This window comes from Candidatus Nealsonbacteria bacterium (genome assembly GCA_026396195.1).
Classification (GTDB): domain Bacteria; phylum Patescibacteriota; class Minisyncoccia; order Minisyncoccales; family JAGGXC01; genus JAPLXH01.
In genome coordinates this window covers 28,551-52,692 of sequence record JAPLXH010000007.1, presented here as the reverse complement: position 1 = coordinate 52,692, position 24,142 = coordinate 28,551, and the positions used below count along the sequence as shown (strand labels likewise).

The window sequence follows — 24,142 nt, the reverse complement described above, 5'->3', positions numbered from 1 at the left end:
TTAAATATGAAAATTAAAGAAATTTACGATTTAGCGATAAAAATGGGCAAAGAAAGCGATTTTCGGGGAGAAAAGGAGGTAAACGATATTTTAAACAGAAAAAAAGAAAAATTTGAAAAATTATCCGAAGCGGAAAAAATTGATTTTGACCTGGAAAGCCTGGAAAATCCTTATTTAGATTCCAGGATTTTGAATATAGCTCAAGACAAAGAAATAAAAAAAGTTTTAGTGGGAATAGACATAGACCCGTCGGAGATTTTGTTGGCAAAAGAAATCGGCGGGATAGACCTGATTATTTCTCATCATCCTCGGGGAAAAGGATTATCCAGCCTGTCAGAAGTAATGAGTCTACAGTGCGACATTTTAAATCAATACGGGGTTCCCATCAACGTTGCCGAGGGGTTGATGAGGGAAAAAATTTCCGAAGTTGCCAGAGGAATCAATGCACTGAACCATCAAAGAACAGTGGATACGGCAAATATTTTAAAGTTTAACTTAATGTGTTTGCATACTGTTTGCGACAATTTAGCCGCTAAAAAATTGAAAGATTTGGTTGACGAAAAAAAACTGGAAAGAGTTGGCGATTTAATAGATTTGTTAAAAGAAATTCCCGAGTATAAAGAAGCAATGAAAATTGGAGTAGGTCCAAAAATTTTTGTCGGCGACCCGGAAAGAAGGTGCGGAAAAATCGCTTTGACCGAAATTACAGGCGGAACAGAGGGTTCCCCGAAACTTTATGAAAAAATGGCGCAAGCCGGAATAGGAACAATCGTGGGCATGCATATTTCCGAAGAACATAAAAAAGAAGCGGAAACAGCCAATATCAATGTTGTTATTGCCGGTCACATTTCCTCCGATTCTTTGGGAGTGAATTTATTTTTAGACGAGCTTGAAAAAAAAGGAATTGAAATTGTTCCTTATTCGGGCTTAATTAGAATTAAAAGATAAAAATTAAATCGAAAAAAATATGAAAAATTTTTTCTTTACTTCAGAATCAGTGACGGAAGGGCATCCCGATAAAGTAGCGGATCAAATTTCAGACGTTATTTTAGACGACGCTTTAAAACAAGATAAAAACAGCCGGGTGGCTTGCGAAGTTTTAGTCGGAATGGGATACGCGGTTATCGGAGGAGAGGTTACCACTTCCGCTTGGCTTGATGTTGCCAATTTAGCAAGAAATGTAATAAAAAATATAGGGTATAATAAGCCGGAATACGGGTTTGACGGCAATTCAGTTGCTATTTTTAACAGCATCCACGAGCAGTCTCCTGATATTGCCATGGGCGTTAAGAAAACCGCTAGCAAAGAGCAGGGAGCCGGAGACCAAGGGATGATGATAGGGTTCGCCTGTAATGAAACTCCGGAATTAATGCCTCTTCCCATAATGCTGGCCCATAAATTAGTTAAAAAACTATCTCAAGTCAGGAAAGATAAGATTTTACCTTATTTAAGGCCTGACGGCAAAAGCCAAGTTACAATTGAATATGAAAATAATATTCCAAGAAGAGTAAATTCGGTTGTGATTGCCGCCCAGCATGACGATATTTCTTTGGAGAAGGTCAAAGAAGGCGTGATTAATGAAGTAATAAAACCGATTTGCGGAGATTATCTAACTAAAGATACGAAATTTTTTATTAACAATACCGGACGTTTTGTAATCGGCGGTCCGGCGTCAGACACCGGAATGACCGGTAGAAAAATAATGGTTGATACTTACGGCGCCTGGGTACCGGTTGGCGGAGGAGCGATGTCAGGCAAAGACCCGACAAAAGTGGACAGGTCCGCTGCTTATATGGCCCGTTATGTTGCGAAAAATATTGTTGCCGCTGACTTAGCTGAAAAATGCTTGGTAAGGTTTTCTTATGTAATCGGAGGCACCCAGCCTCTTGAAATAAGCGTGGATACTTTCGGGACAGCCAAAATTCCGGAAGAGAAAATAGTAGAAATTATTCCTAAGGTTTTTGACATGTCACCGGGCGGAATCATCACTGGCTTGGATTTGTTAAGGCCGATTTATTTGAAAACCGCCAGTTATGGTCATTTCGGCAGAACTGAGCCGGAATTTACCTGGGAAAGAACTGATAAAATAGAAGAACTAAAAAAGCTAGCTTAAAAATGAAGAGTCATTCCTCTAAGCAAGCTAAAAAAGGGAAAACAACCTATCGAACTCCCGACCAATTTATATATAGAAAATGTCTGAAAACATTAAAGAACAGAGTAAAAAAACTCAGATAAGTTTTATTTTTTGGGAAATTGTTTTATTTTCTTTAACTTTGTTTTTAGGGATTGCCACTTCTTTTCAGATATCCAGATTTATGGGTGTTCAGCAGGCTTCCGTCTCCCCTATTAATCCTTGGCAGTTTATTTTTTCTTTCGCCTTGGGTACCTTGCTGATTTTATCAGTTATTTTTTTTATTAAATCTAAAACAAAGAAAGGGATAATTTTTAAGAGCCTTTTTGTTTTTGTTCTTTTTTGGGGAATTTTATTGACATTAGATGTTTGGCTGGAAAGCCTATTTTCTTTTTCAGGAGCTGTTTTTGCTATTTTTTTATCAATTTTTTTAATTTTTTTGCTATTGAAGAGACCTTCGGTTTTAATTCACAATATTTGTATTATCTTGGGGGTAGCCGGAGTGGGAGCGATTTTGGGGTTAAGAATTGCTCCGGAAACCATGATTTTGCTTTTGATAATTTTTTCGATATACGATTTTATTGCGGTTTATAAAACCAAGCACATGGTAACCATGGCAAAAGAAATGGTGGAGCATCGGGCGATTTTAGCATTGATTGTTCCGCCAAAAATATCGGACTTTAAAGGAAATATCAAAGAAGTAAAAGCTGGTGGCAAATTTTTAATTTTAGGCGGAGGGGATATTGCCTTTCCTTTAATGCTTTGCTCTTCTTTAATTTCAAGAAATGTTTTTTCTTCTTTGATAGTTGGCATATTTTCCATAATCGGACTTCTTTTCAGCTTTTTTATCTTTACTCTTCAAAAAGAAAGAAAAGCAATTCCAGCTTTACCGCCAATTGCCTTGTTCTCAATTTTGGGGTATTTAATCAGTTTATTTTTATAGGTTTATTTTTGTTCAATATTACTCGATTTATCGAGCTTGCTTTTTTTATTAAAACTTTATAGAGTATTTTTAGTATCATTAACAAAAAGTAGGTGAAATAATATGAGAGATATATCTTGTTTACAAGGACCGGAAGAATTGGAAAATCTTAAAAAATATGCATTAAATTCCTTAGACAACCAAGAAAAGACATTCATTAAAAAGATGGATAAAAAAGCGAAAGCTTATGTCGAAGAAGAAAGCTCTGATTTTCTTACGTTAAACGAAATAACGCAATTAGACCGTGTGTGGAAGAAATATCAGCATCTAAGACCATTTGGATTCTTGTTCGATCCAGAAAAAAAGATGCCAAAGGTTTTTAAAAATCAAACAGCTTTTATTGTCTGGACAGTTTGGAGAGCCTTTCATCTTTTAAGCGAAGAAGATTTGAAAGGCGCAGCTTTGGCAGCCGCGGATGTTCTTTCAAGATTTCAGTCACCCTATTTGCCAGAAGCGAAAAAAGAGGCAGTTAAAGCGTTTTCAACGGTTATGCTGAACACGGGATATAGTTGCCCAGAAGATCTATTAATTTCTTTTTGGCAAGAAAAAATATTCCCATTTTTAGAAGGAAAATGGGAATTCAAATGGGAACTTAAATCCTAAAAAATAACCCTAGACTCTTGTAGAAAATAAAATTTTACTTGAGTCTTTTTATTTTCAGAAATTTGAATTAACGGAAAAATCGTCTTGATAGCGATTGGGGCGGTTTTTTTGATAATAAAAAACTCTTGTTAAAAAATACACAAGAGTTAAAATATTAATTTTTGAATTATATCTTTTCTAATTTTTCAAGTTGGAATTTTTTTATTTGACGATTTATTTCTTTCTTGAGTCTTATGTCTTGAAGTTCTGTTTTTGCAAACTTTTTGGCTATTTGTCTTAATTTTTCTTCGTCTATATCTGGAGGTGCACCACTCCATATCGTCTCTATTTCTTCGTCAGTATAGTTTCCTTCCTCTTTCATTATTTCAATAAACCTTTCTTTTTTCATAAGATCACTTTTTAAAGTTCTGAAATTATCTTTAACTTTTAAGAAAATTTTGTCAAACAGGTTCTAATTCTTCAATGAATTCAGGACTTCGCATCTCTCCTCCACCTTTACAGGCTACGGACGGACAAGGTAGAATAAAACAATAATTAAATAATTTAAAATTATGAATAAAAAAATATTAATAGGAATAATAGCAGTAGTAATCGTAGCAGTAGTAATTATAGCGGTTATTATTACAACTTCTTTTTTAAAGCCCAGTTCTAAAAAACAAGAAACAAACGAACCTGTTCAGCAAAAAAATGAAGAAATTGATTCAGCCGCTTTAGACGAATCAATAAAATCAACAATTGAAAGCCTTAAATTAACTTGCGCCGATTTTCTTAAGGGAGATTTAAGTGGTAACCCTGACTCCGATTGTCCAGGATTTGATAAGTCGATAAATAAAAGTCTATGTTTATACTGTTATGCCGTTAAAAATCAAACCCCCGACTTATGCGGAAAAATAGATAATGAGTCCGCCTTAAGGACAATATGTCAAAGAGCAACTGGAACCCCTATTGATGAAATAATAGATTAATAATTTTTTTAAATTAAATTTAAAAATAGGCCTTATATCCCTCCTCCCTCCTGACGGGTAAGTGTTCTATTTGGGGACGATGTTTTAAGAATATTAAATCCATGGCTATATCCATGGATTATTTAATTCTCCGCAAAGATATTAGTAGGACTATCCACAGGTTTATTTTAGAATATGTCCTATTGTGTTGTATAATTAATTTGTATGACAAAGAAAAATGAACCCCTTCAATTGAACCCCCTTCAAAATGAAGCCCTTCAAGTTGAACCCCCTTCAATTGAACCCCCTTCAAATTTTGAAGCCCTTCAAATAATTGAAGCCCTTCAAATATCTAAAAGCACCCTAGAAAGAAGGGTGCGTGAAGCTCTGAAGACAGAAGGGCTTAATTGGAACGATTCCCCTTCAAAGTTTATTGAAGCAGGTTCAATTTTAAGGAAAAAAGCCGCAAGTGAAGAGGAAGGCAGGAAAGATTTTGAATGGATTTATACTCAAGGGTTTAAAGGTTTTGTTAAGAATAAAAGAAGTTACTTTCAGAAATTAAAAGACAATGTAAGAGATAGAATTGAAGCCCTTCAAAAAAGAAGTGAACCCCCTTCAAATTTTGAACCCCTTCAATTGAACCCCCTTCAAAATGAAGCCCTTCAATTTGAACCCCCTTCAAACTTTGAAGCCCTTCAAAAAGCTACCCTAAAGAAGATTGAGCCTGGGACAACGAAGGTAGGACAAAAGAAGCGTTGGATTAGGTTATTGAGAAATGCTTTAAAATTCCAGAACGTAAAGCATGAAGGTAAGGAAGCGGTTTTTAAAAAGGAGATAGAGATTAAAGACGGAATTATTAGAGAACAAAAAAAAGAATTAAAAGAGAGAGAGATTAAAATAAACCAAATAATGGTTTCGGTTGGTCAAGAGCAGGGGAAGGTTGGTTTGCTTATGGAGGAAAACACAAAACTAAAAGACCAATTAAGATTAAAAGCTCCTTCAAGAGAGGAATAAGTAAAAATAGTGGTAGAATAAAATAATAAATAATTAAAAAACAGCATGCCCATAAATTTTGCTTGTATTGTTCCCCACTCGCCATTGCTTCTGCCTTCAGTGGGGTCGAAAGAAGACAGGGAAAAATTTAAAAATACGATAAATGCTTTGGAGAAATTAAGAAATACGCTCACAAAACTAAAGCCAGAGCTAATAATAATTTCCTCTCCTCATAAAAATTGGGGTTTTGACGTTCCTTTGTATTTTTTGGTGGGAGAAAAAAATAAAACGCCCGCAATAGAAGTGGGATTTAGCAGCGAGCAAAAAAATTATATTAAAACTTATTTAACCGAAGAAAAATCACCGCAGTTTTATTTTGAAGAAGGAGAAAAAATGTATAAAACGCAAATTAAGGATTCGAAACCCAATATTGCTTTAATTGCTTCGAGCGATTTATCTCATTGTTTAAAAAAAGACGGTCCTTACGGTTTTCATCCGGACGGTCCAAAATTTGACGAGGCTTTAATAAAATATTTAAAGAAAAAAGATCTGAAAAATATTTTTAAATTGAACGAAAAATATCCTGAATCCGGTGAATGCGGTTTAAGGCCTATTTGTTTTCTTTTGGGCATTTTGAATGCTTGCGGCGTAGATAATAGCATAAGCGTAACTCGGAAAACAGATATTTTATCTTATGAATTTCCTTTTGGCATTGGTTATTTAGTCGCGAGCATGAAGATTTACAGGTCTTTCAGAGTATATACCTAATAAATAAGCTCTAAATTCTTCATATTTTATATTTTTAAATTACACTTTTTTGGTTTGAGGGAAAAGTAATCGCTTTTTTGATATCTTCCTCTCCTTTTAAAAATTTGAGAATTCTTCCTATTCCGAATCCGCAACCGGCATGAGGAACGCTTTTTTCTTTTATTTTTTGGAAATACCAATTAAAGTCTTCCAGTCCTCCGCCTTTTTTCTCCAATCTTTTGAACATCCTTGAATGTTCAAGCCTCCATCTTAATTCTTCCGGCTTGTGGACTCTTTGGGCCGCTCCGACACATTCTCCTCCAAAGGGTATGATTAAATCAGCAGAAAGAACTCTTTCCGGTTTTTGAGGGTCAGGTATCATGTTAAAAAATTTTTCAACTTCAATTTCTTTTCCATGGTCATATAAAGGATTCGGGAAATGAGTGATAAAAAAGGGCTGTTCTCCGAACTGGGCAGCTAATTTTTGTTCATTTTTCGAGGAAATGTCGCTGCCAAAAGGAAGCTCAAGAATTCTGGTTGCATCGTCGTAAGTAATTTTTGGAAAAATAGGTTTCACCTTTTCCAATCTTTCCGTATCTTCTTTCTTAAAATTCATTTCTTCCTTTGTTTTTTCCGGTAGATTTAAGACATCTTCAATGACTTGATAAATAACCTTTTCAATATAAGACAAGAGCTCGTTAAAATTTCCGGCAAATTCAATTTCCATCATTGAAAACTCAGTTAAATGGCGGTTATCAACTCCTTCTTCTGCCCGAAAACTTGGACCTACTGAATAAACTTTTTTAAGATAAGGGACAAAAGCTTCAAGGTATAACTGAGCAGTTTGGGAAAGGTAAGTTCGGTGGGGAGAGTTGGGATTAAACCAATAAAAGTTTCCATTTACTCCTATTTCAAATAAGGTGTCAACGTTTTCGCAGGCGCCGGAAGCTCTGACTATTTTTGGCGGAAAAATCTCAAAAAAATTGGCTTCTTCCAGCCAGTTTCTCATTGATTTTATTACTTGGTTTTCTAATTTAGCCGTGGCAATTTTATCTTCCATAAATTTAAAAAAAATCGCCCTAATGGGCAATTAAGCTTCGACCTTTATTGTTTTTTAATTTCCACTTTTTTTTACGCATTTTTTCTATTGTATTCGACCAGCCATCTTTGTCAAGGCCTTAGTTTTCCACTTTTTTATTAATAAAAAAGTTTTAGCATTTTTTGTTCCTCCTTTTTGTTAAGGCTACGGACGGATAAGTTTTCCTTCGTTCTTGAGAGCTAAGGACGGACAAGGTAGAATAGATTAAATAAACATATGTTAGATAGAAAACAAAAATATTTACAAATAGCACTTAACAGCAGTTTAAGGGAGGCGAAAGAAATTATTTATCAGCTTCCTTTAGATAGAAGAATTATAATTGAGGCTGGCACTCCCTTGATAAAAGAATACGGAGCAGAAGCCATAAGAAATATAAGATATTGGTGGGAGGGAAGGATATTCGGTTACGAATTAAATCCTTATCAGAACGTTACCATCAGATTTCCGCTGATTGATTTAATCAATAAGTCCATAGAGCAAAAAAGAGAGTCACAAATAATAAAAAACCCAAGGGAAAATAAAGAAAAATTTTTTCCCTATATTGTCGCCGACTTAAAATGCATGGATAGGGGAGAAAGAGAAGTAGAAATTGCTAAACAAGCCGGAGCCAATGCTTTGACGGCATTGGGACACGCTCCAATAGAAACCTTAGATGCTTTTATTGAAAATTGCGAAAGACATAATCTAGATTCAATGATCGACATGATGAACGTTGAATTCCCTTTAAACGTAATGCGCCAATTGGAAAAACCGCCAAAAGCTGTTATTTTGCATCGAGGAGTTGACGAAGAAGCTTTAAATCCCGAAAAAGAAATTCCTTTCCATGAAATTCAAAGAATAAAAAACGAATACGATATTTTAATCGCCATTGCCGGAGGAGATTCTTTTTCGGAAGTTCAAAGAGCTTTGTTTAACGATGCCGATATCGTTGTTGTCTGGAAATCATTTTATAAAAGTACCGGGGAGACGGCAAAATTAGCGCAGGATTTTTTGAAAGAAATAAGGTAATAAATTTTAAAAAATAAAAAGAAGGTTTAAGAAACCCTCTTTTTTAATTGGCTAATTTTTATTATTTTTATTTTTTTCTTAAAGAAAGTAAACTCTGGAATCCTTCCATTATTTCTACTGGCAAAGCAAAAATTACGGTTTTTGACGGATCAGGTTGCAGCTTATCTATAGTTCCCAACGTTCTTAAAGACATTCCGCCGGGAATGGAGCCCAAAATATTTGCCGCTTTTTGAATATTTTCCGAGGCCTTTACTTCTCCTTCAGCTTTAATAATAATGGCTCTTTTTTCTCTTTCTGCCTCGGCTTGAGCTGCCATCGCTCTCTTCATTGATGCCGGTAATTCAATGTCTTGCATTTTAATAGCCGTAACATCAACTCCCCAGGGAGCAGTTTGTTCGTCCACTACTTTTTTAATTTCAGCTGCCAATTTTTCCCTTTCGGTAAGCAAAATATCAAGCTCTACTCCCCCTACAATATCTCTCATTGCCGCTAGCGCATATTGAGAAGTAGCATAGCGGTAATCTTCAATTTTTAAAACCGCGTCTTCGGCCCTTTCAACTTTAAAATAAACAACAGCATTAATTCCCACGGGAACGTTGTCTTTAGTAATCGCTTCTTGCCGGGGAATATCAGCCGTGGTGATTCTCATGTCCACTTTAGTCATTATTTGAATTCCCACCAAAATCCAGCGCAGTCCAGGCTCAAAAGTACCGGTATATTTCCCTAAGGTAAGAATCACTCCTTTTTCATATTGTTTAATTACTCTTAATCCGCCCAAACCAAAAACAACAAACAGGAAAAAAGCACCAAATAATATAAAAGGAAACATATATTTTTTATTTATAAATTAATTTTTTCGACTTTGATTTTTTTCAATTACAATAATTATACTATTTATAGCTTTTTTGTCATGTACTCGCCATCTAATCTGTAACCTAATTTTTTGTAATATTCCCTTACTCCTATTCCCGAGATCACTGCGATTCTTGGTAGATGAAATTCTTTTTTAGTAATTTTTTCAGCTTCTTTAATCAATTTTTTGCCCAAGCCTTTATGCTGAACTGCCAAAGAATTTTCTTCTAAAGGAGTTTGTTGTCCGTAAGTATGAAGTTCTCTGACAATAGAAGAATTATTCAAAACAGGAATAAAATTATTTTTAGACCATCTGAGTCTTAAAAAAGCAAAAAGTTTTGTTCTTTTTTTATTTTCAAAACTCAAAAAAGTTTCTTTTCCTCCGGAAGCTTGATAATCTTCCCTGAAAAGAAAAATCTTTTCATTAGGGTCAAAGTTTTCTTTTATTTCCCGGCATCTTATGCAATTGCAATTCAAGTTTCTTTTTTTCATTTCTTTTTGGACAACCTCTCTTAAGTTGGAAATTTTTGAACCTGATTCGATTTTTTGAGCTGGTATATCCCGAAAAAGGCGGGCTAATCTTATCCAGCGAGGAAGAACGGTTTTTACTTTAATTAAAAGTTCAATCAAGTCTTTATCAGAATATGATTTGTAATTTCCTTGTTTCCAAGTCTTATATAGCTCCGAGCCCTTGCAAACTAGGCAAGGATAAATTTTCAACCAGTCGGGCTTATAAGCGCCATTATTAATAATTTCTTCAAAAGCCAAAAAATCCTTTTTTAAATCGGAGCCGGGGAGATTGGGCATCATTTGGTACATTATTTTAAATCCAACATCTTTTAATAATTTCGTGGCTGAAATTATTTTTTTTAAGCCGTGGCCCCGGTTTGATTTTTTGAGAATTTTTTCGCTAACCGCTTGAACCCCCAATTCCACCATTGTAATTCCCAGCATCCTCATTAAAAGAATTTCTTTTTCGTTTATAAAATCGGGCCTGGTTTCAATCGAGATTCCCACAATCCTATTTTTTGTTTTTTCGTTTATTTTTTTCTCTTTTTTGAAAATTTTAATATCAGATTTTTTTATTTCTTTTTTTCCATTAGCAGCGCTGAATAAATTAGCAAAGAACCAAATTTTATAATTTTTCGGATACGAAGAAAAAGTGGCCCCAATAACTCTTAACTCAATTTTATCGGTAGGGTGTCCTTGTTTTTTCAAGCTTTCAATCCTTTTTTGAACCTGCAAATAGGGGTTAAAGTTTAATTTTAGAGCTCTTTCTGCCGCCGGTTCTCCCTTTAAATAACTTTTCGGCAATCCTTTTTCAGTTGGGCAGAAAATACATTTTCCCGGGCAGGAATATGGCTTGGTCAGAACGGAAACAACGGCCACTCCCGAAAGAGTCCTAACAGGCCTTTTTCTGAGAATTTTTTCCAAACTTTCATCTCTCTTTATTCTTTTTTCTTTCAACAATTCATGATAAGCTTGAATAAGCTGGACATTGGAAAAACAAGGGATTTTAAATTTTTTAGCCATTTCCCTTTTAGTTTTAGCCAGCTCTTCGGAGGTTTTTGCTTTTTTATTTATTAATTCTTTTATTATAATTTTTTCTATTTTCATGGATGAAAAATATGCGGAATATTTATTAGTAGAGGGTCGCAAGGGATATGATGTTATATCCAAGGAATTTTCCGATTCCCGAGCTTTTTTGTGGGAAGAATTGATTCCCTTGGCAAGATACATTGAGCCCGGAGACAAGGTTTTGGATTTGGGTTGCGGCAATGGCCGGCTTTTCGGATTGTTAAGAGAAAAAAACATAAACTATGCCGGGGTGGACAGTTCCGAAGAGCTTATTAAAATTGCCAAGGAAAAATATCCGGAAGAAGCTTCCAGGTTTTCGATAGCCGAAGCCTTAAATTTGTCTTTTCCCGATAATTCTTTTGATAAAATTTATTGTATCGCTGTTTTACATCATATTCCGTCCGATAACTTTCGCTTAAAATTTTTAGAGGAAGCAAAAAGAGTTTTAAAAAATAAAGGACTTTTAATTTTAACGGTTTGGAATCTTTGGAGCAAAAAGGAAACCTTCTGGTTTTTATTAAAGTATACAATTTTAAGATTTTTTGGAAAGTCAAAATTAGATCAAAAAGATATTCTTTATCTCTGGAAGGGGTCTCAAGAAAAAAAGAGAGCTGAGCGTTATTTCCATTGTTTTGACAAAAAGGAGCTGGAAGGTTTAGCTAAAAAGTCCGGTTTTCACGTGAGAGACTCGGGATTTTTTTCCAGAGGCAAAAACAAGAAAGCCAATATTTATTTGGTAGTTGAAAAATAATTAGTGTCTGTAATACGCCCTCGTAGTTCAATGGACAGAGCGCGAGCCTTCTTGCCCCATAACCTTATGCGCCTGTAGTTCAACGGATAGAGCGTTGGCCTCCGAAGCCAAAGATTACTGGTTCGAATCCAGTCAGGCGCATTATTGCGGTTCAAGGCGAAGCTTGAAATATAGGTTCGACTCCTGTCGAGGGCACACAGCTTGTCTGTAAAAATTGTTAATAAATAGTGGAAAAAAAGAGGGGGAAAAAATAAGTTTTTAAACTTGACGAATAGTTTTTAAACATTAATATCAAAACTGAGAGAAGGACAAATAGGGCAATAAGGTTTAGTAATGGAAGTGTTTGCGCAATTAGCTGTTGCCCAACTAGCTTAAGAACACTAAAATTATTAAATTTTCGTTCATTTCTCTCAAACAGGCGGTTGTGAATAACGACTGTCTGTTCTTTTTTGTTTTTATTTAAATCTGTTAAAATACAATATAATCAATTAACTAATCCATATAAGTAAAAATTATGAAATACAAAATTGCGGTTTCAGGAGCTGCTCAGATAGTCCATTGTTGCGAAAACGTAGAAAAATTGGCTGAAGAGGTCGGCAAAGAAATTGCCCGTCAGGATTGCATTATAGTTACCGGGGCAACCACCGGAGTTCCTTATTTTTCCGCCAAGGGAGCGCAGAAAGCCGGCGGAATAAGTATCGGTTTTTCTCCGGCCGCTTCAGAGCTATCCCACAAGAAAGCCTATCGCCTTCCTCTTGATGCTTTTGACACCATGGTTTATACCGGTTTTGACTATGCGGGGAGGAATCTTCTGATGACTAGAGCCGCTGATGCGATAATTGTTATTTGCGGAAGAATGGGAACGTTAAATGAGTTTACAATCGCTTTTGAAGACCAAAAACCAATCGGCGTTTTAATAGGTTCGGGAGGGACGGCCGACATGATAAAGGGATTAATAAGAAAGCCTTTTCGGGGAAAGCTAAGAATAGCCTATGAGTCCGACCCTAAAAAATTAGTCAGCGAGGTTATTAAATTAATAAAAGACAAAAAAGGTCGATAATTTAAAAAAATAATAAAAAAATATGGCTCAAACAAAACAAAAAAAAGACAAATTAATAGGAAAAATTTCTCATTATTACAGCAACATCGGGGTAGCTGTGATTGATTTAACCGGAGCCTTGAAAGTCGGAGATTCAATCAGGATTGTCGGCGGAGAAAATACCGACTTTACCCAGGAAGTTGATTCAATGGAAATTGACCGCAAAAAAATAAAAACCGCCAAGTCCGGTTCTTCCATCGGGTTAAAAATAAAAGAAAAAGCCAGGGAAGATTATAAGGTTTATAAAGTCTAGGTTTATTTTTTTAAAATGAATATTATTAATTTTCAAATTTTTTTTCAGTTGATAATGGCAGTTTGTCTTGGAGCTATAATCGGCTTGGAAAGAGAATTTAAAGAAAAGGGAGCGGGCTTGAAAACCTACAGCTTGGTAAGTTTGGGTTCTTGTGTTTTCGCCATAACAGGAATGGCGTTATTTAAATCCTCTGTCGCGGAGTCCGGTTTTTATTTGGGGTCTTCGACCATCGTCCAGGCAGTGGCGATGGGAATCGGTTTTATCGGGGCAGGAGTTATTTTTCAAAAAGAATCTAAAATCGAAGGCATAACCACGGCAGCCGGTTTATGGGTTACAGCAGCCATGGGAATGGCCGTGGGACTAGGTCTTTATTTTATTTCTTTCGCTACCACTTTATTGATGATTGCTATTTTTGTCGGTTTTGGTTTTTTTGAAAATAAAATTTTGAAAGAAGAGGTAAAAAAGATTAATAAAAATAAAAAAAGATAAAAATGCGGCGTTGCCCTGTCAAAGGAGAGAAGGGGATGTATTTTTTATAAAAGATTAAAAAATGAAAATAGTTGCCGATTTTCATATTCATTCAAAGTATTCCAGAGCTACCTCTCCCCAGATGGATTTGGATAGCTTGGATAAATGGGCAAGAGTTAAAGGAATTGATGTTTTAGGTACGGGTGATTTTACCCACCCTCAATGGTTTAAAGGTTTGAAAGAAAAACTGGAAATGGCGGAGCCCGGTTTATTTAAATTGAAAAAATCCGACTCAAAAATAAGATTCATATTGACCGTAGAAATTTCCGGTATTTACAGTAAAAACAACAAGGTCCGCAAAATTCATAATTTAATTTTTTCTCCTTCTTTTGAAATAGCTGAAAAAATAAATACCCAGCTTGGCTTAATCGGTAATTTGAAATCCGATGGCCGGCCTATTCTGGGCTTGGACTCGAAAGAATTGGCAAAAATTGTTTTTAGCATCTCCAAAGATTGTGTTTTGATTCCCTGCCATATTTGGACGCCTTGGTTTTCTTTGTTCGGCTCCAAATCAGGGTTTGATTCTATCGAAGAATGTTTTGAAGAATACTCCTGTTATATTTTTGCCGGAGAAACCGGATTATCTTCTGACCCGGCAATGAACTGGCGGATTTCCGCTTTGGATAAAATTACCCTTATTTCCAACAGCGACGCCCACAGTCCGGCTAAAATCGGCCGTGAAGCGAATATTTTTGATTTAGATTTTTTAAGTTATTCAAATATTGTTGAGGCGATAAAATCAAAAAACCCTAAAAAATTTCTTTATACGATTGAATTTTATCCTCAAGAAGGAAAATACCATTATGATGGGCATCGCAATTGCGGAGTAAATTTTTCTCCCAAAGAATCTAAGAAATGCGGAAACATTTGTCCGGTTTGCGGCAAAGGTCTGACAATAGGCGTTTTAAACAGAATAGAAAAGCTTTCCGACCGGCCCGAAGGATTTAAACCTCAAAATGCGATTCCTTTTAAAAGTTTGATTCCTCTGCAAGAAATAATCGCCGAAAGCTTGGGAATAGGGGTTGGAACAAAAAAAACAACGAAAGAGTATGAAAATTTAATTAAGAACTTCGGAAACGAATTCAATGTTTTACTGGAAACTTCTTTGAAAGACCTTGAGAAGGTTTCCAGGCCTGAAATCGCAGAAGGGGTTTTAAGAAGCAGAGAGGGTAAAATTTATATTGAGCCCGGATACGACGGAGTTTACGGAAAAATTAAAATTTTTTCCAAAGAAGAACAAAAAAAATTGTCTCAGCAAGGCAATTTATTTTAGTTAGAGGGATGGAGTCCGCTTTATCAGATTATTTTTTATTTCAAAGTTTCCCTCCAAAAATTTTTCAATTACCCAAATGTTGGTTTTACAATGCTCGGTAACTTCTGAAACAGTTACCGAGCTTTTTCTTTCAATTAAAGCCAAGTAAATTAAAATTTGGTCAGCTAGGCGTTTATCAAGACAGGCGTTGCTTTTTTGCTCTTTTAAAAGTTCCAGAGCCGTTTCCTTTCCAATATCCTCGGCTCTTTTTCCAAATTTTCCCAGGCCGTCGGTTCCGATAATTGTATTTTCGAATTCGCAGATTATACAAACCTGGCTTCCCGGGCATTGAGTCTGATAATATTCTGCCTTTTCTTCAACATTTAGGTTTAACTCTCCAAGAACCTCCCTTATTCCGGCTAATTGTCTTTCAGCCACTTTTTTTGATTTTAAAAACTCGGAAGCTCCCGAAAAAACCCTGATTTTTTTAAATTCTCCTCTTTCCACAAGGTTGATTTTTTTTAATTTTGAAGGAATTATTTTAATTTTTAAATTGGCATTTCCTTCCGGGTAATATCCTTTTTTTAAAATTTCTATTTCTATTTTTCCTCCCAGCTTTTCTAAAACTCTTAAAAAACAATATTGAAAATAATCAATGGTCGGAGAAAAAAAAGTATCAGTTGCTCCTCCTTCAATAATAAGAGTTGTTGGAGATTCGCTTAATAAACAAAAAGGCAGCAATCCCTGTAAAAGCAAGGTTATGCTTTCGGCAGCAGGCACCTTGATGTTGAACGATTGCCGGCCGTTTTTAATTTTTCCGGGAAAAAATTTAATCTCTTTCGACCCTAGAAAATCTCCCTCTAACTTGCCTTGGCAAAGCAGGGACAGGGTTTGAACCTCCAAAAGATGCTGATGGGCCAATCCTGGCCTTTCCCGACCCTTTCTGATATTTAAAATCCGGCATTCTTTTTTGGTTATTGCCGACAAAGCCAAAGCTGTTCTTAAGATTTGGCCCCCGCCTTCGCCATGAGAGCCGTCAATTTCTATCATAAAGTTAAAAATATGTTATACATCATTTTAAATTATTTTCAAGTTCTTGACAAACTTTCTTCAAAAAATAAAAATAAAGAAGAAAAAAATAAAAAAATTTATGGAAGAAGGAAAAATTTATTTAACCAAGGAAGGATTGGAAAAAACAAAGAAACAATATCAGGACTTATGGAAAATCAGAAAGGCAAAATCAGCCGATGATATTCCCCAATTTTTACAATCCGAAGAAATAAACCCTGAATATTTAAGTTTTCAGGAGGATTTGAATTTTTTAGAAAATAAAATATCGGAGCTTAAATATATTTTAAAAAATTTTCAATTAATTGAACCTCCGGCTAAAGCAAAAAGAGAGGTTGTTAATTTGGGGGCTCAGGTTTGGCTTGAGAGCAAAAACAATCAAATAGATAAATTCAGAATAGTCGGGCACTTGGAAACGAATCCTTTTGAAGGCGAGATCAGCAACGAGTCGCCTTTGGGCCAGGCTTTATTGGGCCATAAAACAGGAGAGGAAATAATCGTTCCCTTGGCAGTAAAAACAAAATACAAAATAAAAAAAATTGAGTACAGAAGATAAACAGCGTTAGAGGGCGCCTCTGATGGGACCTTGTTTAAAGCGCTGTTTTACTTTTTTAAACCAACTGGACTATAATTAGATTATCTGCTTATGAAAAAAATTTTATTATTTTTGATTTCTTTAACAATAGGCGTGGTTGTTTTTGGCATCGTCACTTCAAAAGTCGGGTTTAACGACATTGCCCAGGCTTTTTCTTTGTTTTCCCTTCGAGGATTTTGTGTTATTTTATTTTTAACTTTAATTATTGCTTTAATCGATATTTGGAAGCTAAAGTTTATTTTAAAAAGCCAGGGTTATAATATTTCTTATTGGGGAGTTGCTCAGACCTGGCTTCCAGGTGTTGCTATTTCCTATTTATCTCCTTTCGCCATTTGGGGTGGCGAGTTTTTCATGACCTATACTTTAACCAAAAAATATTTTTTACCTTGGGAAAAAAGCGGAGCAGCTGTTTTCATTTTTAGAGCCGTAGATGCTACTATCTTTTTTCCATTTTTAATTTTAGGAGTTTTAATTTTTCCCATTACAGCAGGTTACTTCCCCGCCAGTAAAGTATTAATTGCCGGAGGAATAATAACCGCTATTTTTGTTGTTTTGCTTATAAATTTCTATATTAAAAGTTTCAAAGGCCAGAGTGTTTTATCCGGGTTGTTAAAAATTTTTGGCAAAGATCCTGAAAAAGTCAAAGAGGGCAAGGGGGGGAAATTAATTTTTGGCGGAGAACAAGAAACGCTTAAATTTTTTAAACCAAGAAAAAAAGAAATGTGGATAGCGATAGGAAATTCACTTTTAAAATATTCAATTATTTTAATGAGAGCTTGGCTTTTAATTTTTTTCTTTCAAGGAGGATTAAATGTTTTAAAGGCACTCGCTGCCTACGGTTTTTTTAATTTAGCCGACATGTCTCCTATTCCGGCTCAATTGGGCATTCAAGAAGCAGCGCAAGCGTTGGTTTTCCAAGGCTTCGGATTAGGGGCCAATGTTGGAGTTGCTTTTTCCTTGGTTTTAAGAGCGATGGATTCGCTTATTTGCTTAACCGGCCTTTTACTTCTACTGAAAGTTGGCATCGAACTGATTAAAAAGAGAATAATGGAAATAATCGATAAATTCGTTTCGAAAGAGCCCGAGGAATAAACAATGAAAACAAAATAATTTTTCAAAAATTCCACCAAGAGGCGGAATTTTTTTTTATTAGAAATAATTGCCATATGGTATAATTAAAAAATGAAATTTAAAATTAATCGTATTGTAAAATATTTAATCTTGAGCGATTTGTTTTTTTGGACGGGCTGGGGATTAATCAATCCTATTTTCGCTATTTTCATTATTCAAAGAATTGAGGGCGGATCGGCCCTTGTAGTGGGCTTGGCAGCCGCGGTTTACTGGATTTTAAAATCCGTTCTCAGGGTTCCCATCGGTATGTTTTTAGATAAATGTCCTGGAGAAAAGGATGATTATTTATTTTTGGTTGCGGGATTGTTTATGGCCTCGATGGTTTCGTTCGGTTTTTTATTTGCTAAAAGTCCCGGGCACATTTATTTATTGCAGGCGCTTAACGCCGTGGGGATGGCTTTATCTCTTTCAGGATGGCAGGCTATTTTTACCCGTCATATCGATAAAGGCAAAGAAGCTACTGAGTGGGGATTGGATGCTACGGGCTTGGGTATCGGCATAGGCGTTGCCGGAGCTTTAGGCGGTTGGGCGGTAACCAGTTTTGGATTTGAAATAATTTTTGTGGGAGTTGGGATTTTGGGATTAATCAGCGTTGTTTTTCTTTTTGGTTTAAAAAATGAAATCAAGGGAGTTTTTGACCATGGCTTGCATTTTTCTTTTAAAGAAATTTTTCATAGAGAATAAATAAAAAATGAAAAACCAAGAGGTTGCTAAAATTCTTTATGACATAGCTATTTTTTTGGCTATAGACGACGTGGCTTTCAAACCTTATGCTTACGAAAAAGCGGCTTTAAATATAGAAAGTTTGGAAGAAGACCTTGAAGATATCTATAAAAAAGGAGGGAAAGGAGCCTTGGAAGATATTCCCGGAGTCGGAAAGAATATCGCCGATAGCATGGAAGAATATTTAAAAACTGGGAAAATAAAATATTACGAGTCATTAAAAAAGAAACTTCCGGTAGAACTGGATGAGTTAATGGCGATAGAAGGGGTGGGTCCTAAAAAAATAAAAGTTCTTTATCAAAAACTGGGAATTAAAAATTTAAAAGAACTGGAAAGGGCCGCCAAAGGCCACAAAATTGCTTCTCTTTTTAGTTTTGGAGAAAAGAGTGAAAAAAATATTTTAGAAGGAATCGCTTTTTTGAAAAGAAGCAAGGGTCGGTTTCTTTTGGGAGAAATTTTTCCCAAAGCTAAAGAAATAGAAGAAAAACTGAAAGCATTAAAGGAAATTAAAAAAATTTCACAAGCCGGTTCCCTGAGAAGGAAAAAAGAAACAATTGGCGACGTCGATTTTTTAGTTGTTACGAAAAATCCAAAAAAAGTAATGGATTTTTTTGTTTCTTTGCCCGGTGTTGATAAGGTTTGGGCCAAAGGCCTTACCAAAGCTTCGGTTAAAATGAGCGGGGGATTTGATGTTGATTTAAGGGCGGTTCCTGAAAAAAGCTACGGTTCTGCTTTGCAATATTTTACAGGTTCCAAAGAGCATAATATTGCCACCAGAAAAATTGCAATAAATAAAGGATTAAAGCTTAACGAATACGGCGTTTTTAAGGGGAAAAAAATGGTGGCCGGCTGGAGCGAAGAAGGAATTTATCGGGCATTGGGAATGTTATTTATTGAGCCTGAGCTCAGAGAAAACAGGGGCGAAGTTGAAGCTTCTCTGGAGGGGAAGTTACCAAAGCTAATAGAGTTGGGCGATATTAAAGGAGATCTGCATTGCCACTCTGATTGGGATGGCGGGGAAAATTCAATTTTAGAAATGGCCCGAACGGCAATTGAAAAAGGTTATGAATATTTGGGGATCAGCGACCACACTAAATTTTTAAGGATAGAGCAGGGCTTGGACGAGAAACAATTGGAAAAACAAAGAAAGGAAATAGAAAAATTAAATCGTAAATTAAAAAAAGAAAATTTAAAATTTAAAATTTTGCAGGGAGCGGAAACTAATATTTTAAACGACGGGTCTTTAGATATTAAAGACAAAGCTCTTTCGAAGTTAGATTATGTAATTGCCGGCGTTCATTCTTCTTTAAAAATGCCCAGAGCCAAAATGACGGAAAGGATTATAAGAGCCATGAAAAATCCTTTTGTTAAAATTATTTCCCATCCTACAGGGAGAATCCTTAAAAAAAGAGACGAATATCAGGCGGATTTCGATAAAATTTTAAGGGCAGCCAAAGAATTTGGAGTGGCTTTGGAGGTGAACGCTTGTCCGGAAAGAATGGATTTGAACGATATTAATATAAAAAAAGCAATGGAAGCCGGGGTTAAGCTGGCAATAAATACCGATTCTCACCGCAAAGACCAATTGAAATTTATGGAATTCGGCATTTTTCAAGCCAGAAGAGGCTGGGCAAAAAAACAGGATATTATTAATACTCAATCTTTGGAAAATTTGTTTACTTTATAAACAGGTGCTTTGTTTATTTTTTTGTTTTATAATATAATAATAAAAATAACACCATAAAAAATGTTTAAATTAAAAAAAGCTTTTACCCTTCCGGAACTTTTAGTTGTTATTGCGGTTGTAGGAATTATAAGCGGGGTTGCTTTTGCTTGGGTTCAAGGGGAAAGAGCGAAAGGCAGAGACACAAAGAGAGTGGCAGAAATTAATACTCTAAGGGATGCTTTACAATTATATAAAATGGATAAAGGCATATACCCCACCTCTACGGGAGAAGAAGCATGGTGCTCAGTTGAAGGAGATAACTTAAAGCCGGGATGTGACTTACTAGAAAAACTTGCTCCTTATCTTCCTCAAGTACCAAAAGATCCTCTTTTTGGTAAAATAATTGGTAACAAATTTTTTTCCTATCAATATATATCCACCTCTTCGGGTGCAGGTTATAAACTTCATGCTGATTTGGAAACTGAAAGCTTTTTTTGTTTAGGCGCCGGAAATTCTCCTTGTTATGAAATATCTGGGGGAATAGGCGGTTCTGATATAGTTTATGTTCTGCCCCCTATTCCAGCTTGTCCTAATGGCATTAGAGAAGGCTCTGAACTTTGTGATTGTAATGGTCCTTGTTCTGGTGCTGGAGAAACCTGTCTTCTTCAATCAGCTCCGCCTCTTATAGGAGGAACCCTTTCTTGCAAGGATGATTGTTCTGGTTTTGATACTTCAACTTGTTCTTGCGCCTGTTCCGAATCAATTGAAGGTCAGACTTTTTTAACACCTTGCGAACAATGTAGTTCTGTCAGTCCATCAAAATATTGTCCACTGACAGGAGGGCCATTAATACCAGATTATTGTGGCAGCGGAAAGCCATGTAATTGTCATCCTCAAATAAATTTTGATCCGACTTCTTATTCCTGGCCAGAAGAGGCTGGCATGGTGCCTATTGCAGTTGTACTCTCCGAAAGCGTGAATGCGACCATTACTGTACAGTATAAAATTATTGCCGGCGGTACGGCTGGAGACCCAGGATGTGAGTCGGTTCCGGGGCATCCGGGATGGAGCATATGTAAAGCATATATTGATGAGGGTGACGACTATAATCTTGAAGGAAACGGTATTCTTACTTTTGGTCCCAACGTTAAAAAAGAATATATTTACGTCAGTATTTTAGACGATAGTGAACAAGAAAATGACGAGACGTTTTTCCTAAACATTTACAATGCTTCTTCTTCTTATCTTGATGCTGAACATGAACCTCAAATTGGTCCAGATGATGATTTTACTTTTACAATTGAGGATAATGACTGGAAATTATATGAACAACAACCTGTTAGTGGTGGACAATCCAAAGCTTTATACGGAGATATCTGGGGTGCTCAGACTTTTACTGTTGGTAAAACGGGAGATAACGAAAATCATTATATAAAAAGTGTATGGTTGTGGTTAAAAAGAGTTGATAGGCCCTCAGGAGATCTTAAGGTTAGTATTAGAAATGTAGATGGACGTGGATTTCCGACGGGTACTGATTTAATATTCGGAACCACAACAGCCGGTGATTTGCCTTTGGCTTATGCCACTCGAACAATAGCTTTTAGGCAGAGTCCTGTTTTATTAAGTCCAAACACTAAATATGCAATTGTAGTTAGGTGTACTGACGCTAATAGTTCAGCGCCATGTTATTGGCAAGCAGACTATGCTGAACCAAACGGCCCTTATTCTGGAGGAAGTCTTTTTACCTCTCCATTAGGAGCTCCTGGAAATTTTTTGAATCAAAGCATTACTACAGATTTTCTATTTCAGGAATACGGATCTTTCGCTCCCAGCGTTTCTTTTTCAGAAGATTCCGGATTTGTGGACGCAGAAGATCCGCTAACAATAATCTACTTAAATATTTTGCCTGGGGCGGGTGGCGCAGAAAGAGTACATATTGAAAGTACTGGCGGTACGGCTGAAGAAAGGGTAGATTATGATCCTATTGATGAAGATTTTGTTTTTAAGCCTGGCTTTCCTAATCATTTTTTTAAACCAACAATTCATCCTAATCCCGCTAATCCTGGCGCCAGAACAGTTATTTTTACTCTTTCTAACCCCAGAGACTGCATGCTTGTTGCTCCTGTTACATACACTCTAACAATAATAAATGGAGAAGCCGTACCAATAGTTAAAACTATCGATGCCACGCCTATAGGCGAAAACTCAGCTACCCTTAAAGGCAACATTGATTTCCGTGGCTCTGCTAATGTTACGAAAAGAGGTTTTGAATGGGGAACAACCACCGGAGTTTATCTAAGCAGTTCGACTGAAACAAGCTCTTATCCTGAAGGACCCTTTGATTTTCCAGTAGCTACTTTGAAAAAATGTACTGAATATTTTTATCGAGCCATAGCCTACAATAGCGTTGGTTGGGGCACTGGTGAGGAGAAATCATTTAGAACTATTGGATGTCGTCCGCCAGCACTTTGGACCAATGCCGCCACAAAAGGCGCCACCTGGGCTATTCTTAGTGGTTTATTTACGATTCCGCCTCTTGGTCCTAATGACGTTACAGAAAGAGGTTTTAAATGGGGGACAGCTTCCGGAGTTTATCCAAATATTTGGACTGAAACATCAGCATATTATCCTCCAGGAACTTATACTTCTACAATAAATGTAATCTGCGACACTTCTTATTATTATCGAGCCATAGCTAAAAGTAGTGACGGTTGGGGCACCGCAACAAACCAGATTCAATTTACTACTGATGGGTGTACTACGTCAGCCACTCCAACAGTTGTAACCAAGGATGCCACAATCATAGGCAATACCACGGCTACCTTTAACGCTACTATTACTGACAGCGGAACGGCTTCCACTACCCAAAAAGGATTTAGATGGGGAACAACACTAGGAGGACCTTATCCAAACATTTGGACTCAAACAGGAACTTGGGGTGCAGGAGGTTATTCCTCTTCAACAACTGGTTTAACCAGCTGTACTAATTATTATTATCGAGGCATAGCTTACAATAGTGTTGGCTGGTCAACTGCAACCAATGAGATTCAATTTAAAACTACTGGATGTGACTGGTACGACCCTTGGTTATTCCGTAAAAAAATAACCATAGACCGCACCAAAGTTGCTGCTGATTTAATCGATTTTCCAGTTTTAATTTCTACTATCAGCGCTGATTTATCATCAAAAGCCCAATATGATGGTGATGACATTTTGTTTACTTTATCAGACGGAATAACCAAAGTACCTCATGAGATAGAAAAATACGCTTCTTCTACGGGTGGATTAATAGCTTGGGTAAAAATCAATGTTTCTTCAACCGCAGATACTTATTTATATATGTATTATGGAAACGCTGTTGTTTCTAATCAGCAACAAATAATTAATACCTGGGACAGTAGCTTTATGATGGTTCAACATATGAACGGCGCGCCATACAGCGCAGTGGATGACTCCACAGTCAATAATAATGATGTTACTGGCGCTAATGGTTGCACATTCAATCAATCAGCTAAAATCGGATACGGTGTTGTTTTTTCAAAAGCTGCTTCAAATTGGTTAAGCATTTCTGATTCATCTACTTTACGTCCGGCGAATGGGATAACAATGGAAGCATGGTTTAAAACTGCGTCGATAACCACAGGTCAAAGAATTTTTAATAAGGGAATCGTAACGTCTCCTTATTCTGGATATTCACTTTTGGTATATGCAGATCGTTTTCTTTGGCAGATGTATGCAGGGGCATTAAATCAATATGATGATTTTAGTGCTACTATTTTAAATAACACATGGTATCATGTTGTTGCATCGTATGACAAACAATATATGCGTGTTTATCTAAACGGTTCACTTCTTGCAAGTCATGTCGAAACTGATCCCATAACCCATAATTCAACCGTCCCTCTTTATATAGGCAGAAGCAATGCCGGCGGTGAATATTTTGACGGACTTCTTGATGAAGTTAGAATTAGCAGTAACGGTAGAAGCGCGGCTTGGATTTCTACTTCTTACAGTAATCAAAGTTCACCATCTACTTTTATGAGTTTTGGAATTGAAGAAAATCTTTGATGATTAGATTGATTAACGAAGCCTTTTAAAATCAACCTTATTTTTAGCATCTAAAAAACAATAACTCTTTA

23 protein-coding genes and 1 tRNA gene are annotated in these 24,142 nt (G+C 36.2%); 19 read left to right on the top strand and 5 right to left on the bottom strand.

The window, feature by feature from the left end; genetic code table 11:
* Positions 1–6 precede the first annotated feature (6 nt).
* From NTU58_02695 to NTU58_02680, 4 genes are all read left to right on the top strand, one after another.
* The gene (locus tag NTU58_02695; GenBank protein MCX6764593.1) at positions 7–948 is read left to right on the top strand and encodes a Nif3-like dinuclear metal center hexameric protein; all 942 of its coding nucleotides are present in this window, start codon (positions 7–9) and stop codon (positions 946–948) included.
* Positions 949–967: 19 nt separating this feature from the next.
* Positions 968–2,113: a methionine adenosyltransferase gene (gene metK, locus NTU58_02690; protein ID MCX6764592.1), complete on the top strand. Its 1,146-nt coding sequence runs from the start codon at positions 968–970 to the stop codon at positions 2,111–2,113.
* A gap of 79 nt (positions 2,114–2,192) precedes the next feature.
* Positions 2,193–3,074: a presenilin family intramembrane aspartyl protease gene (locus tag NTU58_02685; protein ID MCX6764591.1), complete on the top strand. Its 882-nt coding sequence runs from the start codon at positions 2,193–2,195 to the stop codon at positions 3,072–3,074.
* A 102-nt stretch (positions 3,075–3,176) separates the two neighbouring features.
* Positions 3,177–3,716 (top strand): hypothetical protein, encoded by a 540-nt coding sequence (locus NTU58_02680; protein ID MCX6764590.1) that lies wholly within the window; start codon positions 3,177–3,179, stop codon positions 3,714–3,716.
* A 166-nt stretch (positions 3,717–3,882) separates the two neighbouring features.
* On the opposite strand, the gene NTU58_02675 is transcribed toward NTU58_02680, so the two are convergent.
* On the bottom strand, positions 3,883–4,104 hold the full coding sequence (locus NTU58_02675) for a hypothetical protein (protein MCX6764589.1): 222 nt from the start codon (positions 4,102–4,104) through the stop codon (positions 3,883–3,885).
* Positions 4,105–4,267: 163 nt separating this feature from the next.
* On the opposite strand from NTU58_02675, the gene NTU58_02670 reads away from it, so the two are divergent.
* From NTU58_02670 to NTU58_02660, 3 genes are all read left to right on the top strand, one after another.
* Positions 4,268–4,681 carry a hypothetical protein gene (locus tag NTU58_02670; GenBank protein ID MCX6764588.1) on the top strand — a complete coding sequence of 138 codons (414 nt, stop codon included), beginning with the start codon at positions 4,268–4,270 and terminating at the stop codon, positions 4,679–4,681.
* A gap of 204 nt (positions 4,682–4,885) precedes the next feature.
* Entirely contained in the window at positions 4,886–5,674 is a 789-nt protein-coding gene (locus NTU58_02665; GenBank protein MCX6764587.1) for a hypothetical protein, read from the top strand.
* Positions 5,675–5,719: 45 nt separating this feature from the next.
* Positions 5,720–6,421 (top strand): class III extradiol dioxygenase subunit B-like domain-containing protein, encoded by a 702-nt coding sequence (locus NTU58_02660; GenBank protein MCX6764586.1) that lies wholly within the window; start codon positions 5,720–5,722, stop codon positions 6,419–6,421.
* Between the two features lie 34 nt (positions 6,422–6,455).
* Here the strand turns inward: NTU58_02660 and NTU58_02655 are convergent, their stop codons facing one another.
* Positions 6,456–7,460 carry a hypothetical protein gene (locus tag NTU58_02655; GenBank protein MCX6764585.1) on the bottom strand — a complete coding sequence of 335 codons (1,005 nt, stop codon included), beginning with the start codon at positions 7,458–7,460 and terminating at the stop codon, positions 6,456–6,458.
* 255 nt (positions 7,461–7,715) lie between these two features.
* Between NTU58_02655 and NTU58_02650 the strand changes: the two genes are divergently transcribed.
* On the top strand, positions 7,716–8,507 hold the full coding sequence (locus tag NTU58_02650; protein ID MCX6764584.1) for a hypothetical protein: 792 nt from the start codon (positions 7,716–7,718) through the stop codon (positions 8,505–8,507).
* Between the two features lie 67 nt (positions 8,508–8,574).
* Here NTU58_02650 and NTU58_02645 read toward each other — a convergent pair whose 3' ends face one another.
* Positions 8,575–9,336, bottom strand: a complete 762-nt coding sequence (locus NTU58_02645; GenBank protein ID MCX6764583.1) for a slipin family protein — start codon at positions 9,334–9,336, stop codon at positions 8,575–8,577.
* Positions 9,337–9,401: 65 nt separating this feature from the next.
* A complete protein-coding gene (locus NTU58_02640; protein MCX6764582.1) occupies positions 9,402–10,976 on the bottom strand; it encodes a tRNA uridine(34) 5-carboxymethylaminomethyl modification radical SAM/GNAT enzyme Elp3 in 1,575 nt (524 codons plus the stop codon).
* Between NTU58_02640 and NTU58_02635 the strand changes: the two genes are divergently transcribed.
* The 6 genes from NTU58_02635 to NTU58_02610 all read left to right on the top strand — a co-directional run bounded on the left by NTU58_02635 (position 10,975) and on the right by NTU58_02610 (position 14,841).
* Positions 10,975–11,688, top strand: coding sequence for a methyltransferase domain-containing protein (locus NTU58_02635; protein ID MCX6764581.1), 714 nt, complete (start codon positions 10,975–10,977; stop codon positions 11,686–11,688). The two genes, NTU58_02640 and NTU58_02635, sit on opposite strands and share 2 nt — an antisense overlap.
* 68 nt (positions 11,689–11,756) lie before the next feature.
* Positions 11,757–11,829, top strand: a tRNA-Arg gene (locus tag NTU58_02630).
* Positions 11,830–12,202: 373 nt separating this feature from the next.
* Complete coding sequence (locus NTU58_02625; GenBank protein ID MCX6764580.1) at positions 12,203–12,748, top strand: hypothetical protein; 546 nt, start codon at positions 12,203–12,205, stop codon at positions 12,746–12,748.
* 22 nt (positions 12,749–12,770) lie between these two features.
* Positions 12,771–13,040: a hypothetical protein gene (locus NTU58_02620; protein MCX6764579.1), complete on the top strand. Its 270-nt coding sequence runs from the start codon at positions 12,771–12,773 to the stop codon at positions 13,038–13,040.
* A 15-nt stretch (positions 13,041–13,055) separates the two neighbouring features.
* Positions 13,056–13,529: an MgtC/SapB family protein gene (locus NTU58_02615; GenBank protein MCX6764578.1), complete on the top strand. Its 474-nt coding sequence runs from the start codon at positions 13,056–13,058 to the stop codon at positions 13,527–13,529.
* Between the two features lie 61 nt (positions 13,530–13,590).
* Positions 13,591–14,841: an endonuclease Q family protein gene (locus NTU58_02610; GenBank protein ID MCX6764577.1), complete on the top strand. Its 1,251-nt coding sequence runs from the start codon at positions 13,591–13,593 to the stop codon at positions 14,839–14,841.
* On the opposite strand, the gene rtcA is transcribed toward NTU58_02610, so the two are convergent.
* Positions 14,842–15,870, bottom strand: coding sequence for an RNA 3'-terminal phosphate cyclase (rtcA, locus tag NTU58_02605; protein ID MCX6764576.1), 1,029 nt, complete (start codon positions 15,868–15,870; stop codon positions 14,842–14,844).
* A gap of 100 nt (positions 15,871–15,970) precedes the next feature.
* Between rtcA and NTU58_02600 the strand changes: the two genes are divergently transcribed.
* From NTU58_02600 to NTU58_02580, 5 genes are all read left to right on the top strand, one after another.
* A complete protein-coding gene (locus NTU58_02600) occupies positions 15,971–16,444 on the top strand; it encodes a GreA/GreB family elongation factor (protein ID MCX6764575.1) in 474 nt (157 codons plus the stop codon).
* A 90-nt stretch (positions 16,445–16,534) separates the two neighbouring features.
* Positions 16,535–17,575, top strand: a complete 1,041-nt coding sequence (locus NTU58_02595) for a lysylphosphatidylglycerol synthase transmembrane domain-containing protein (GenBank protein MCX6764574.1) — start codon at positions 16,535–16,537, stop codon at positions 17,573–17,575.
* Between the two features lie 90 nt (positions 17,576–17,665).
* On the top strand, positions 17,666–18,298 hold the full coding sequence (locus NTU58_02590; GenBank protein ID MCX6764573.1) for an MFS transporter: 633 nt from the start codon (positions 17,666–17,668) through the stop codon (positions 18,296–18,298).
* Positions 18,299–18,305: 7 nt separating this feature from the next.
* Positions 18,306–20,024, top strand: a complete 1,719-nt coding sequence (gene polX / locus NTU58_02585) for a DNA polymerase/3'-5' exonuclease PolX (GenBank protein MCX6764572.1) — start codon at positions 18,306–18,308, stop codon at positions 20,022–20,024.
* Positions 20,025–20,084: 60 nt separating this feature from the next.
* Positions 20,085–24,071, top strand: a complete 3,987-nt coding sequence (locus tag NTU58_02580; protein MCX6764571.1) for a DUF2341 domain-containing protein — start codon at positions 20,085–20,087, stop codon at positions 24,069–24,071.
* Positions 24,072–24,142: the final 71 nt, after the last annotated feature.

Bases quoted from the DNA above. Each gene is read 5' to 3' on its own strand.
- NTU58_02655 (MCX6764585.1), bottom strand. From the start codon at position 7,460: ATGGAAGATAAAATTGCCACGGCTAAATTAGAAAACCAAGTAATAAAA.
- NTU58_02615 (MCX6764578.1), top strand. From the start codon at position 13,056: ATGAATATTATTAATTTTCAAATTTTTTTTCAGTTGATAATGGCAGTT.
- NTU58_02590 (MCX6764573.1), top strand. From the start codon at position 17,666: ATGAAATTTAAAATTAATCGTATTGTAAAATATTTAATCTTGAGCGAT.
- NTU58_02660 (MCX6764586.1), top strand. From the start codon at position 5,720: ATGCCCATAAATTTTGCTTGTATTGTTCCCCACTCGCCATTGCTTCTG.
- NTU58_02595 (MCX6764574.1), top strand. From the start codon at position 16,535: ATGAAAAAAATTTTATTATTTTTGATTTCTTTAACAATAGGCGTGGTT.
- NTU58_02625 (MCX6764580.1), top strand. From the start codon at position 12,203: ATGAAATACAAAATTGCGGTTTCAGGAGCTGCTCAGATAGTCCATTGT.
- NTU58_02670 (MCX6764588.1), top strand. From the start codon at position 4,268: ATGAATAAAAAAATATTAATAGGAATAATAGCAGTAGTAATCGTAGCA.
- NTU58_02695 (MCX6764593.1), top strand. From the start codon at position 7: ATGAAAATTAAAGAAATTTACGATTTAGCGATAAAAATGGGCAAAGAA.
- NTU58_02635 (MCX6764581.1), top strand. From the start codon at position 10,975: ATGGATGAAAAATATGCGGAATATTTATTAGTAGAGGGTCGCAAGGGA.
- NTU58_02645 (MCX6764583.1), bottom strand. From the start codon at position 9,336: ATGTTTCCTTTTATATTATTTGGTGCTTTTTTCCTGTTTGTTGTTTTT.
- rtcA (MCX6764576.1), bottom strand. From the start codon at position 15,870: ATGATAGAAATTGACGGCTCTCATGGCGAAGGCGGGGGCCAAATCTTA.
- NTU58_02685 (MCX6764591.1), top strand. From the start codon at position 2,193: ATGTCTGAAAACATTAAAGAACAGAGTAAAAAAACTCAGATAAGTTTT.
- NTU58_02580 (MCX6764571.1), top strand. From the start codon at position 20,085: ATGTTTAAATTAAAAAAAGCTTTTACCCTTCCGGAACTTTTAGTTGTT.
- NTU58_02640 (MCX6764582.1), bottom strand. From the start codon at position 10,976: ATGAAAATAGAAAAAATTATAATAAAAGAATTAATAAATAAAAAAGCA.
- metK (MCX6764592.1), top strand. From the start codon at position 968: ATGAAAAATTTTTTCTTTACTTCAGAATCAGTGACGGAAGGGCATCCC.
- NTU58_02675 (MCX6764589.1), bottom strand. From the start codon at position 4,104: ATGAAAAAAGAAAGGTTTATTGAAATAATGAAAGAGGAAGGAAACTAT.
- polX (MCX6764572.1), top strand. From the start codon at position 18,306: ATGAAAAACCAAGAGGTTGCTAAAATTCTTTATGACATAGCTATTTTT.
- NTU58_02600 (MCX6764575.1), top strand. From the start codon at position 15,971: ATGGAAGAAGGAAAAATTTATTTAACCAAGGAAGGATTGGAAAAAACA.
- NTU58_02610 (MCX6764577.1), top strand. From the start codon at position 13,591: ATGAAAATAGTTGCCGATTTTCATATTCATTCAAAGTATTCCAGAGCT.
- NTU58_02650 (MCX6764584.1), top strand. From the start codon at position 7,716: ATGTTAGATAGAAAACAAAAATATTTACAAATAGCACTTAACAGCAGT.
- NTU58_02665 (MCX6764587.1), top strand. From the start codon at position 4,886: ATGACAAAGAAAAATGAACCCCTTCAATTGAACCCCCTTCAAAATGAA.
- NTU58_02680 (MCX6764590.1), top strand. From the start codon at position 3,177: ATGAGAGATATATCTTGTTTACAAGGACCGGAAGAATTGGAAAATCTT.
- NTU58_02620 (MCX6764579.1), top strand. From the start codon at position 12,771: ATGGCTCAAACAAAACAAAAAAAAGACAAATTAATAGGAAAAATTTCT.